The sequence below is a fragment of the Paremcibacter congregatus genome (assembly GCF_006385135.1).
GTDB classification, from domain to species: Bacteria; Pseudomonadota; Alphaproteobacteria; order Sphingomonadales; family Emcibacteraceae; genus Paremcibacter; species Paremcibacter congregatus.
The window spans coordinates 3,658,342-3,670,341 of the sequence record NZ_CP041025.1; the positions used below are offsets into that span (position 1 = coordinate 3,658,342).

General features: G+C 54.6%; 9 protein-coding genes. 2 read left to right on the plus strand and 7 right to left on the minus strand.

The genetic code is table 11. The annotated features are described in order from the left end of the window. Window positions 1–3: 3 nt before the first annotated feature. From FIV45_RS16175 to FIV45_RS16190, 4 genes are all read right to left on the minus strand, one after another. Complete coding sequence (locus FIV45_RS16175; protein ID WP_099473464.1) at window positions 4–1,251, minus strand: alginate export family protein; 1,248 nt, start codon at window positions 1,249–1,251, stop codon at window positions 4–6. 213 nt (window positions 1,252–1,464) lie between these two features. Further along, entirely contained in the window at window positions 1,465–2,670 is a 1,206-nt protein-coding gene (locus FIV45_RS16180) for an efflux RND transporter periplasmic adaptor subunit (RefSeq protein ID WP_099473466.1), read from the minus strand. Window positions 2,671–2,672: 2 nt separating this feature from the next. After that, entirely contained in the window at window positions 2,673–5,042 is a 2,370-nt protein-coding gene (locus FIV45_RS16185) for an ABC transporter permease (RefSeq protein ID WP_099473468.1), read from the minus strand. Continuing rightward, window positions 5,039–5,782, minus strand: a complete 744-nt coding sequence (locus FIV45_RS16190) for an ABC transporter ATP-binding protein (protein ID WP_099473470.1) — start codon at window positions 5,780–5,782, stop codon at window positions 5,039–5,041. The genes FIV45_RS16185 and FIV45_RS16190 overlap by 4 nt, the downstream gene beginning before the upstream one ends. A gap of 165 nt (window positions 5,783–5,947) precedes the next feature. Here FIV45_RS16190 and FIV45_RS16195 point away from each other — a divergent pair, with 165 nt between their 5' ends. Further along, window positions 5,948–7,336, plus strand: a complete 1,389-nt coding sequence (locus tag FIV45_RS16195; protein WP_099473785.1) for a Na+/H+ antiporter NhaC family protein — start codon at window positions 5,948–5,950, stop codon at window positions 7,334–7,336. On the opposite strand, the gene FIV45_RS16200 is transcribed toward FIV45_RS16195, so the two are convergent. After that, a complete protein-coding gene (locus tag FIV45_RS16200) occupies window positions 7,333–8,352 on the minus strand; it encodes an asparaginase (protein WP_099473471.1) in 1,020 nt (339 codons plus the stop codon). The two genes, FIV45_RS16195 and FIV45_RS16200, sit on opposite strands and share 4 nt — an antisense overlap. A gap of 251 nt (window positions 8,353–8,603) precedes the next feature. Here FIV45_RS16200 and FIV45_RS16205 point away from each other — a divergent pair, with 251 nt between their 5' ends. Beyond that, entirely contained in the window at window positions 8,604–10,868 is a 2,265-nt protein-coding gene (locus tag FIV45_RS16205; RefSeq protein ID WP_204602232.1) for a TonB-dependent receptor, read from the plus strand. 57 nt (window positions 10,869–10,925) lie between these two features. On the opposite strand, the gene FIV45_RS16210 is transcribed toward FIV45_RS16205, so the two are convergent. Together FIV45_RS16210 and FIV45_RS16215 are read right to left on the minus strand one after the other, a co-directional pair. Continuing rightward, window positions 10,926–11,342: a nuclear transport factor 2 family protein gene (locus tag FIV45_RS16210; RefSeq protein ID WP_204602233.1), complete on the minus strand. Its 417-nt coding sequence runs from the start codon at window positions 11,340–11,342 to the stop codon at window positions 10,926–10,928. Between the two features lie 14 nt (window positions 11,343–11,356). Further along, the gene (locus tag FIV45_RS16215; protein ID WP_099473473.1) at window positions 11,357–11,992 is read right to left on the minus strand and encodes a TetR/AcrR family transcriptional regulator; all 636 of its coding nucleotides are present in this window, start codon (window positions 11,990–11,992) and stop codon (window positions 11,357–11,359) included. Window positions 11,993–12,000: the final 8 nt, after the last annotated feature.

Consider the following 12,000-nt stretch of genomic DNA (forward strand, 5'->3'; position numbering starts at 1 on the left):
GGTTTAATATTTAAGCCCGATGGTAAACCACAGTTTCTGAGTATCTACGGAATAGGTGTCGGCGTTATAATCGGCGTATTTCACCGCCACGCTGTAATTCTTGTCGATGGCATAAGCCACCAACAGGTCAAACTCTGTCCCATAATCCACATCTCCAAACCGGGACGTGAATTTATGGTAGGTGGCCGCCGCTTTCAGACCTTTCAGTGCACCGTCAAATTTATAGGCGCCGGTGAAATATAAATCATCAAGACCCGCCGCCGGCGTGGCGAGGAATTTATCGGCCCAGCCATTGAATTTATGCAACGTCGCCAGAGGTGTGGCAAAGCCAACATTCCCGTCATCACTGCCAAGAGATTCATATGTGGCGGTCAGACTGGCGCCGGCAAAGCCAACCCCGCCGGAAGCCAGAATATAATTCACAGAATAATCGCCGGGATTATCCTTTGCATCTGTCTGATTGGCGTATTCCAGTTCATATAATACATGGGTCTTGTCTGCGACTTTCGCCTTCCCGGCGAAGCGCACCCCGATGGTGTTGGTGGAAAAACCAGCCACATCATTATTGTCGAGCAGATAAGCATAGGCGGTCACTGTGCCATATTCAAACCCGCTATATTCCGCATTGAACAGGTGACTGTTGGAAGAATGATCCCCGGCCGGGCTGTCATTGCCGAAAATACGGTTCACATTCCAGACGTAACCATAGAAGAATTTGGTATCTGGCAGCGATGTATTGACCACCGTGACGCTGTCCAGATTCTGATCATTCTGCCGCCAACCGACCGTGCCGACAAACCGCTGATTTCCAAGGTTGATGGATTGCCGCCCGGCGCTGATCTTCGTGCCATCAAGGCCGGTGAAGCTAAGATAGGCCTGATTAACTTCCGTATGACTTGGGTCAGCCACGACGGGATAAATCGCCCCCAGACCGTTAATGGTGTTGTTATATTTCTCATCAGCAAGATTGCGGGAATCTTCGAATTCCACAACACCGGAAAACCCTTCATAGGTGCCTGTTTTATACCCCAGCTTGGTGCGAATGGTGAAGGCATTGGCATCCTCGGTAAAGTTGGCCTGATCGACATTCTCATACCGGAGACGCACATTAAGATAAGCTGTGCCGCCAGTCACCGCCTCAGCCAAACTGTCCGCCGGGTCTTCTGCCGAGTGTGCCGTCATCGGCATACTCAATATGGCCGTGGTTGATGCCAGTAACAGACTTCGGGTGACGGTGCGTACAGTAAACATGGATCGTTCCTCTATATTTAAATTGTCCAGTATTTTCTAGATATGCCTCTGACTTCAAATTGATTTGATAAAAGTCAATTTTCTGCCAAAAACACCTCTCTGGACGTCTCTCGGGGAACATTTACCGTGATAGTCAATGTATTAAATATTAAACTGTTATAAAATAAAGACTTTCTCCGTTCCAAAAAAGACTCACGGCGGCTTATCAGCCCCCTACTCGCGGGCCGTCACCCGGGTGCCATCAACGACGTTATTACCGGGGTGGATAATCACCTGGCTCCCCTCTTCAAGGCCGGCAACAATTTCAGCACTTCTTTCATTGCGCCGTCCGACCGTCACAGGCTGACGCACGGCCCGACCGTCCCGCACGACAAAGGTCGACCATTGTTCGTTATATCGGAACAAGGCGCTGACCGGCACATTCAGGACGTTCTCCGCCTTGTCAACGATGATGCTGCCTTCAACCCGGAAGGCATGACCAAGAGATTGCCATTTCTCGATCGGATCAATAAAGTCAAGGATCACATTGACCCGCTGCTCCTCAACCCCCAGAGCCGAAATTTTGGTAAAGCCGCTGGGTTCCACCAGCCGCACCTGGGCCCGGATATCTTCCCCCCCGCCCCAACGCTGAATCAACGCCATGTCGCCCGGCCGCACCTTGACCGCATCACGAGACAGCATTTCGATCACGACTTCAAGGGCCGACGGGTCACCGACCTCCACCAAGGGCGTGCCCATGGGGATCACCCCCTCGCTCTTGTGCAGAATTTTCAATACCTTGCCGTCCACCGGCGCATGGACACACAACTGACATCCCGGCCCGTTCTGTTCCGCCGCGGTTCCCGGCTGCACCAGTTGCGCCCGGGCGGCCCGCAGGCGACTTTCCATCACCTTCAGGTCTGCCCGCGCCGTTTCCACTTCCGCCCGGCGCATCTTGAGCTGCAATTCCGCCTGTTCCAGCCGGGCGATGGAGACATTGCCGTTTTTAAAAAGCTCATCTGTCCGGCGATATTCCGCCTTGGCATATTCCAGTTCCGCCAACGCCCGATCCAGTTTCGATTGCGCCAGTCCTTTGGCCGCCACCGCGCCCTGGACATCGGCCTCGGCCTGAATTTCAGAACGCTTATCAAGGAAGCGTGGGTCCGCCGGCGTCATATGGGCGATGACAGTCACCCCGGCTTTCACCTGGTCTCCCGGTTCGCTTTCGATGCGCATCACCCGACCTTCGATCGGGGCGGAAACCACATAAATATCATGAATGCGGGTCCGGCCCTCGGCCTCCAGCGCGATCACCACATCACCGCGACTGGCCAAGGTCATATCGACCTGTTCCGCTTCCGGAATAAAGGCAAAGATCAGCGCCCCGAGCAAGGCCGCGCCCACCAGATATTTCACCACCAGTTTTATTTTTTTAATCATCTTTATTCGACCCCTTTTTGGGCAGTTACCAAATCAATATTTTCCACCTGACGCCAGACGAGATAAAAGGACAGGATAGAGCTCGCCACCACAATCAGCACCGCCAGACCATAAGTATTTCGATCAACAATCGCCGGCACCCGGAACAATTCCGTATCCAGAGATTGCGCCATACCGGCCACCATCAGTTCCCCAAGCCCGAGCCCCACCGGGATCGACATCAGAATGATCAGCGCCATTTCGCCAAACAGCAGATAGGCGACCTCGCCCCGGGTCAGGCCCAATACCCTGAGACAGGCCAGTTCCCGCCCCCGTTCCGACAGGGCGATACGGGCGGTATTGTAAATCACGCCAAAGGAAATCAACCCGGCAAAGACGATATTGGTCGCCACCATTTTAAGAATATTCTCCCCCATGGTATCTTTGAAAATCTCGCGGGCTTTTTGCAGAATATTCATACTGGCAATGCTGGGAATGTTTTTGATCTCCTGAAACAACGGGCCATGCCACAACGGATCAGTCATCAGGGCCGCCCCGGTGACCACCGGGCCTTCCTGCAAATACTGATTCAGGCGATCCATGTTCATAAAAGCACTCAGCCCGATAAACTCTTCGACAATTTCCGTCACCGGAATATGCAGAACCGGCCGTCGTTCCTCCAGAACTTCGGCGGTAATAATGTCACCGGCCTTCACATGCAGCACTTCCGCGAGCTTGGCCGACAGGGCGATGCCCCGTTCCGGAATCGGCGCCGCCCGCAGGTCCCGGTCAAGAATGCGGTGCAGATCCGGATCAGGACGCAATCCGGTAATCGCCGATCGTTTGCTGTAATGTTCGGATTTGAGAAAAACCGCAACGCTCCGGATCGGCTCAACCGCGATCACCCCCGGCATCAGCCGGATTTCCTCCAGGCTTTTGATGCCGCGCGGCTCAACAAAACTCAACCCGATGTCTTCGCGCTGGGTCATGTCGAAATGCACTTCCATCAGATAATCAATCGAATCCTCCATAAAAAAGGCGAAGATCAGGATCGACATGGACAGACCAATGCCCAGAGTGGAAAACAGAGTCCGTACCGGGCGACGCTCCACATGACGGATAACAATGCGGGTCAGGTGAGAGAAGTATTTCTCGAGCCCGACCTTTTCCATCAGGGTCTGGCGAAACTGCACCGGCGATTCCGGGCGCATGGCCTCTGCCGGGGGCAAACCGGCCGCCTGACCGATTGCAATCAACGTACCGAGCACCGCGGCGAAGGTGCAAAAGAACACCGCAAAAACCATCACTTCCGGCGAAAAGGAAAATTGTAAAATCGGAAAATGAAAGAACTGGGTATACATATTGGTCATACCGCCGCCGAGCCAGATTCCCCCCGCAATGCCAAACAGGCTGCCAATGACCACAATCATCAACACCATTTTAAGATAATGCAGGGCAATTTCCCGGTTGCGGTAGCCGACGGCCTTCAGCATGCCGATCTGTTCCCGTTGTGTCGCCACCTGCCGGGTCATCACCACATTGACCAGAAAAGCCGCCACCGCCAGAAAAATCGTCGGGGCAAATAACCCCATGATCCGCAATTGCGTCAGTTCGTTTTCCACAAACCAGTGGGATTGCTGATCGGCGCGGGCATAGGAAATCAATCCGCCATAAGGTTTCAGAATGATGTCCAGTTCCTGCTTGATCTCTTCCGGATCGGCGCCCCGGTCCATACGGACCGACACATCATTGAAAGCCCCGTCCATATCCACCGCCGCCTCCAGCGCCCGGCGCCCCATCCAGAATATGCCAAACCGCTTGTCATCCGGAAACAGCGCCCCCGGCCCCATGGCGTAGACATATTCCGGCGACAGCACCACCCCGACAATCTTCAGAGATCGCTTATGGCCATTGATCACCATGTTGACTTTATCCCCCAGATGAAACCCGTGGGCCTTGACGAAGGCTTCATTGGCGAGGATCGCGTCATCCTCGTCCGGCTCCAGCATCCGGCCCTTGCGCAGATACAGATTATTAAGCAGCGGCTTGCGCCCGTCGGGCAGGGAAATCAGCTTGCCGGTGGCGGGTTCGGCCATATCTTCCACCTGAACCGTCACCCCGAAAACCACCCGCGCCTCTACCGCCGAAACGCCGGGAATTTCCCGAATCTGTTGCCGCACAGACAGAGGCGCGCGTTTCAACTGAGCAAAAACATCGGCGAACTGGTAACGGTCATAATAGACGTCCTGGCTAAGCTTGAGCGAATCCACCACCCCGAACGACATGATGAACGTGGTGATGCCGCAAGCCATCACCATCATGATCGCCAGCATCTGGCCCTTGATCCGCCAGATATCGCGCAGCAGTTTCTGATCAAGCGGTTTCAAAATCACCAGCTGATCTCCTCTGGCGAGACCGGATTGTCATTGAGCTGTACCTCCACCGCCTGACCGTCGGCGAAATGTATCACCCGATCCGCCATCGCCGAGATCGAGGCATTATGGGTAATGATGATCGTGGTGGTGCCATATGTGCGGTTGACTTCCTGCAGGGCTTTCAACACCACAATGCCTGTTTCGCTGTCAAGAGCACCGGTCGGCTCATCACACAGCAGCACCTCCGGTCGCTTGGCCAGAGCCCGGGCGATGGCGACCCGTTGTTGCTCGCCGCCCGACAGTTGCGAGGGAAAATGACGGGCCCGGTCTTCAAGGTGCACTGCCGCCAGCGCTTCCATCGGCGGCATGGGATCAAGAGAAATATCCGTCACCAGAGCCACATTTTCGAGCGCCGTCAGGCTCGGCACCAGATTGTAGGCCTGAAAGACAAACCCTACATTATACCGCCGGAACCGGGTCAGTTCCTGTTCCGTGTAATGCGACAGCCGATCATTGTGAAAATACACTTCGCCGCTGGTCGGGCTGTCCAGCCCGCCAATAATATTGAGAAACGTTGATTTTCCACTGCCCGACGGGCCGAGCAACACCACCATATCACCTTTGGGGATATCCAGACTTACCCCGCGCAAGGCCTGGACAACCGTTTCACCAGACGGGTAATCCTTGGTCAGGCTTTCCGTGTGGAACGTGATGTTATTTCGCAAAACATCTTTGGATAAGACATTATCATTATTCATCTTTTTCTATATCCCCGGTCACAATATATCCCTTTCAGGAAATGAACCCCCTAAACCTATTACGTTAAAGACGGCCTTGCAAGCCATCAGGTTCATGCCTACAGTGGAAAAACAAAAATAAATTCGGGTGGACCAAAAAAAGGGTTTCTGAGTATGTCGGGTAATATGGAATGGCTGAGTATTTTACCGCCGCTGGTGGCAATTACAGTGGTGTTATGGCGCAAGGAAGTCATTCTCGCCCTGTTTCTGGCAATTTTCACTTCCGAGGCCTTGTTGCTGCTGGGCGGCGGAGGAGAAGTTTCCGTCGGCACTCCCCTGTTTGGGCTGCTCGCCAGTCTGGAACGCATCATCAGCATCTTCACCGATATGGGCAACAGCCGCATCCTGATGTTCAGCCTGATGGTCGGCGCCCTGCTGGCCTTTATCCGCGTATCTGGCGGCGTGACCGCGATGGTGGAACTTCTGGTCGGCAGCGGTCTTGCCCGCAGTCGCCGCTCGGTCGGGCTCCTGACCAGCCTCACCGGTGTTGTGGTCTTTATCGAATCCAACCTCAGCGTGCTCACCGCCGGCATTCTGGCCCGCGGGTTGTTTGACAAATTCAGCATGAGCCGGGCGCGGCTCGCCTATATCATCGACAGCACCAGTGCGCCGATCTGTATTCTGATCCTGCTCAACGGATGGGGCGCTTATATTCTGGCCCTGCTCAGCGGCTATGAACTGGACGGGTCCGCGGCCGAGATATTGTGGAATACGGTGCCGCTTAATTTCTATGCCCTGGTGACCCTGGGCATCGTGTTTTACACCATCATCGCTGACAAAACCCACGGGCCGATGACAGACGCCGAAGCCCTGGCGCAGAAACTGGATACCGATCCCGCCCATGAATATCCGCCGACCCAGGCCCGCTTTATGGTCATTCCCCTGTTGACCATGGTCGGCGGCATGATCGCCTTTATGTTCTGGACCGGCAACGGGGTTCTTGCCGATGGCAGCGGATCGAAATCGGTGCTTTACGCCACCGCCCTCGCCTGCCTCGTCGCTTACGGGATGATGTTGTGGACCCGGAAATTCAGCCATATCAAACTGGTGGAAATCGGCTTTGTCGGCATGGGGGAACTGTTGCCGCTGGTGACCATTGTGCTTTTCTCTCTCGCCCTCGGCGCCAGTGTCAGGGAACTGGGCACCGGGGTATTCATCGCCGGTCTGGTCGGCGACTATCTGCCGCTAATTCTTATCGTGCCAATGTTGTTTGTCGCCGGGGCCCTGATGTCTTTCACCACCGGCACCTCCTGGGGCACCTTCGCCATCCTGATTCCCATCGGGGTTCCTCTGATCCAGACTCTGGGCCTGCCGCCGTCACTGGTGCTTTCAGCGATCCTCGGCGGCGGGATCTTCGGGGATCACTGCTCCCCCATATCCGACACCACGGCGGTATCCGCCCTGGCCAGCGGCTGTGACCTGCTGGAACATGTCAAGACACAGCTGCCCTACGCCCTGACCGCGGGCGGCATTACCCTGGTGCTTTATGTGATCGCCAGCGCTCTCATGATTTAAAAGGTCCAGCTTTCAAAAGCGGCGCGAATGCCATCTGCCGCAACCTTGTTCATCATCAGCAGTGTCAGCAGGATCTTGGCTTTGCGCCCGTCCAGTATTCCCGCCGGAATCAGCCCGCGGGAGATCAGGTCGATTTCCGCGCCGGGGTAGCCGTACGTTTCCCGGAACACAGGGCCCGATCCGGTGCGGGACGCCAGAATCACCGGTCCGGTTTTGACCAGTTTCTCCAGAGACGCAAGATAGGCTTCCGGCACATGCCCGGCGCCAAAGGCTTCGATCACCAGCCCGTCACAGCCGGCCCCCGCCAGCAGGTTGAGCAGAAAACCATCGTCGCCGTAAGACGCCGACAACAGCACCACCCTCGGCAGTCTCTTTTGTGAAGGGATGTTCACCATCGCGCCCCGACGTGGCACTGCGTATAAAGTCGCCCGGCCCTCTGTCACCCGTCCGATGGGGCCCATCGTCGGCGAGGTAAAGGCCGCCGGACTGCCGGTATGGGACTTTGTAACAAAACAGGCGCTGTGGATATCGTCATTCATCACCACCATCACCCCGGCCCGGCCCAGATCCCCGGTCGCCGCCGCCGTCACCGCCGCCAGAATATTAGCCGGGCCGTCCGCGCTCAGGGCCGCCGCACTGCGCAGAGCCCCGGTCACCACAACGGGCGGGGCAATATCCAACAGACAATCAAGCAGAAAAGCCATTTCTTCCAGCGTATCGGTGCCCTGCACCACGACAAAGCCGTCAACGTTGCCCGCAGTGGCCGCGGCGTTGATTTCCGTCGCCAGAGCCAGGGCATGCGCATAGGTCAGGTTTCCGCTGGCGATCATCAGGTCCGTGCGCGCCTCGACCTCGGCCACGTCAGCCAGACCGGGCACCGCCCGACACAGTGCCGCCGCGTCAACCGTCGGCACAACGCCGCCCGTCGCGCTTGAATGAGCAGTATCCGGCGCTGCAGAATCCGCCATGGTGATTGTTCCTCCCAGCAAAAACAACCGTACTTTTGACCGCGCCATACCCTGTTCCCTTCACTTGCTCAGATTACGCTGTCTTCGCTCATATCACGCCCGATCAAATTGTACAATCACAGGCAAGGATACAGATGACATATACCGCCCTAATTTTGCCCTAAATCTCAGGATATATGCGGCAGCCCGATCAATATGTGAACGAAAATTTATTGCATAATTGTAAATGTTCAGTATGGTAAGGCTTCAGTAAAAAAATAGACTATTTGGTCAAAAATCCAAAACATACAGGAAACACCATGTCAATGATATCTACACCACAGTTATTTAAAGGACTGTCCGTTTCTGCTCTGGCCCTGGCCAGCGCATTGACATTCACCACAGCACAGGCAGCTGAAGACTCGGCGATGATCCTAGAGGAAATCGTTGTTACGGCTCAAAAACGTTCCCAGAACCTACAGGATGTCCCCTCTTCTGTCGCCACCCTTGGCGGCGAGAAAATGGATGTGCTTAAAGGTGCTGGCGCGGACATTAAGTTTATGTCTGCCCGCGTCCCAAGCCTTTATATCGAAACCTCTTTCGGGCGCACCTTCCCGCGTTTCTATATCCGCGGCCTCGGCAACAGCGATTTCGACCTGAACGCCTCCCAGCCAGTATCCCTGATCTATGATGAAGTCGTTCTGGAAAATCCGATCCTCAAAGGCGCGCCAATTTTTGATATGGACCGTGTTGAAGTCCTGCGTGGCCCACAAGGTACGCTGTTCGGTCGTAACACCATCGCTGGCATCATCAAGCTCGAATCTAAAAAACCAACGCAGGAAACCAACGGTTACGTTCGCGCGTCGCTTGGAAACTTCGGTGCCGTTGAGTTAGAGGCCGCCGCAGGCGGGGCTTTGGTCGAAGACAAACTGGCGGTCCGGATCTCCGGCATGTACCAACGTCAAGGAGATTGGGTAGACAACACACTCTCAAGTCCGGAAAAGGATCTTGAAGATTTCGTCGAGGCGGCAGCGCGACTCCAACTCTTGCTTACACCTTCTGACGCAACATCCTTCCTACTCAATGGGCACATTCGCAGTATGGATGGTACCGCAACGGTTTTCCGCGCTAATATCATCGAGCCAGGAAGAGGCGGCTTTATACAGAATTTTAGTCGTGAAAGAGTACATCTCGATGGCAGAAATGAACAGGCCCTCGACGCTCACGGCGTAAACCTGAAGATCGTCCATGATTTCGATTTCATGACCTTCACCTCTGTAACCGGTTATGAGCATGGTAAAGTCTTCTCTCGAGGGGACGTTGATGGTGGATTTGGTGGTGTATTTGATGGCCAATTCCCCTCTGGCCCGGGATTTATTCCATTCGCGTCTGAATCGGCCGGTGAAATCCCCGGTCTGGATCAATGGACACAGGAGATCCGTTTCTCGTCCAATGATAATGAAATGATCAACTATCAGGTTGGTGCTTTCTATTTCAGTGAAGATCTGACCATCAATAACTACAGCTACAATTCATATACCGGCGGTACACAAAATGGTTTTGCGGTTCAGAAGCAGGACATCAAGGCGTTTGCGCTTTTCGGAAACATTGACGTCAACGCCACCGAAGACCTGAAAATCACTGCTGGATTGCGGTATTCTGACGATAAGAAGGATTTCACCGCCACCCGCAGCCAGTCGCCTTTCGGGGCACCGAATGTCACGGTCAACAACAACACCAAAGAAGACAACCTGAGCTGGGATCTGAGCGCGATCTACACGGCAAATGAGGACATTAATGTCTTCGCCCGCGTGGCAAAAGGCTTCCGGGCCCCAAGCATTCAAGGTCGCATCGTCTTTGGGGACGCCTCTTCCGTTGCCTCTTCCGAAACAGCCTACTCCTACGAAATGGGCATCAAGGCTGACGTTCTCGAAGGTCGTGGCCGCGTCAATGCGACGACATATTATTATAACGTCAATGACATGCAGTTAACGGCTGTTGGCGGGACCAGCAATGTGACCAAACTGATCAATGCCGACAAAGTTGAAGGCTATGGTTTTGAGGCTGACATGGAATTTCTGGTGACCGATAACCTGGCAACAACTCTTGGACTGAGTTACAATAAAACACAGATCAAAGATAATGCCTTGTTCATCGTACCTGGCGGTTCTGGACCAACAACCCTTGATCCTACAGGTCCCTCCATCCCTGGTCCTTTCGGCCCTCAGGCCACTGTTTCTCTGGATGGAAATCCTTTGCCAAACTCACCTGAGTGGGTTTTGAACTTCACTGCCCGCTACAGCGTCCCTGTTGAAGGCGGCGAATTCTTCGCCTACACCGACTGGGCCTATCGCTCCAGCATCAACTTCTTCCTCTATGAAAGTGTCGAATTCAAAGACAACTTCCTGCTCGAAGGCGGTTTGAAAGCGGGTTATGTTCATGGCGATAACGAATGGCAGGTGGCACTTTATGTTCGGAACATCACCAACGATCTGTCTCTGACAGGCGCCATTGACTTCAATAACTTCACGGGCTTCGTTAACGAGCCGCGCAAGTGGGGCATCGAAGCCAAATATAACTTCTAAGCCTAACCGCCAGAAGAACATGACATACCAGGCAACCCCTTCGGGGGCTGCCTTTTTCTATTCTGAACTGTCTTTGATCATATCGAGCATACCGGCAGCCTTGATCTTTTCATACATGGCCTCGCCCAGGGCCTGCACCCCGTTGATTGGTCGGATATAGACCTCGAAATCAACAATCTGACCCTGATCATTCCAGCGGATCAGATCGACCCCTTTCAGAGAGTATTTACCGATCCGGGCGCTGAATTCCAACGCCCAGCTATCGCCCTGCAACAATTCCCGGTGATAGGTGAACTCCTCAAAAATATCGATCACAGCGCTTAAGATAAACAAGGCCGCCATTTTGCCCCGGCGCGGTTTGAGATAAAGCGGCGTATGAAAGACCACCTCATCGGCCAGCAATGTGTTCAACGTCTCGAGATCGCACCCAAAGACAACCTTGTGCCACGCCTCCAGCCTGGTCTGATCTTCCATTTTCAGCTCCTCCATCATGATTTATGCTGAATCAACAGGGTGGCGGCGCACTCACACATATCTTCCACCGGACTGTCGCCGCGATAGATACCGTCAATCATCAGACGCGCCAAACCGTGCAAGGCCCCCCAACTGACCTGAGCCACCCGCAAACTGTCTTCCCGGGGGGACAAGAGACCGTGCGCCTGCCAGCGCCGGGTCATTTCGACCTGTAGTTGAAAGGCGGCATAAGCAACCGCTTTCAGGCTTTCACTGGCCTTTTCCTGCTTCCAGATCGCCCGGCCAAACATCAGATCGTAGATTTCCGCATGCTCGATCGCATACCCCATGTACCAATGGATATAGGCGCGAAATTGCGCCACCGGGTCCAGGGACCTGTCAGCAAATAATGTTTCCGCCTGGTCACGCCAGGCATAGAACCCCTGTTCCGCCAAATGGCATAACAGAGCGTTCTTGTCGGTGAAATAGTGATACGCGGCGGTACGCGATACCCCGACCTTTTCCGCCAGCTTACGCAGCGACAGGGCCTCGACGCCGCCCTCGCGGATCATTTTCCGGGCGGCATCCAGCAGGCTGCGCTGCAGATCACCGTGGTGATAGGCGGGTTTTTCTGGTATTCTGCTTGTCGGATTGCTGTCTGTCAGGGACATGGCGACGT

Bases quoted from the DNA above. Each gene is read 5' to 3' on its own strand.
- FIV45_RS16200 (WP_099473471.1), bottom strand. From the start codon at position 8,352: ATGGCGCGGTCAAAAGTACGGTTGTTTTTGCTGGGAGGAACAATCACC.
- FIV45_RS16210 (WP_204602233.1), bottom strand. From the start codon at position 11,342: ATGGAAGATCAGACCAGGCTGGAGGCGTGGCACAAGGTTGTCTTTGGG.
- FIV45_RS16175 (WP_099473464.1), bottom strand. From the start codon at position 1,251: ATGTTTACTGTACGCACCGTCACCCGAAGTCTGTTACTGGCATCAACC.
- FIV45_RS16205 (WP_204602232.1), top strand. From the start codon at position 8,604: ATGTCAATGATATCTACACCACAGTTATTTAAAGGACTGTCCGTTTCT.
- FIV45_RS16195 (WP_099473785.1), top strand. From the start codon at position 5,948: ATGGAATGGCTGAGTATTTTACCGCCGCTGGTGGCAATTACAGTGGTG.
- FIV45_RS16190 (WP_099473470.1), bottom strand. From the start codon at position 5,782: ATGAATAATGATAATGTCTTATCCAAAGATGTTTTGCGAAATAACATC.
- FIV45_RS16180 (WP_099473466.1), bottom strand. From the start codon at position 2,670: ATGATTAAAAAAATAAAACTGGTGGTGAAATATCTGGTGGGCGCGGCC.
- FIV45_RS16215 (WP_099473473.1), bottom strand. From the start codon at position 11,992: ATGTCCCTGACAGACAGCAATCCGACAAGCAGAATACCAGAAAAACCC.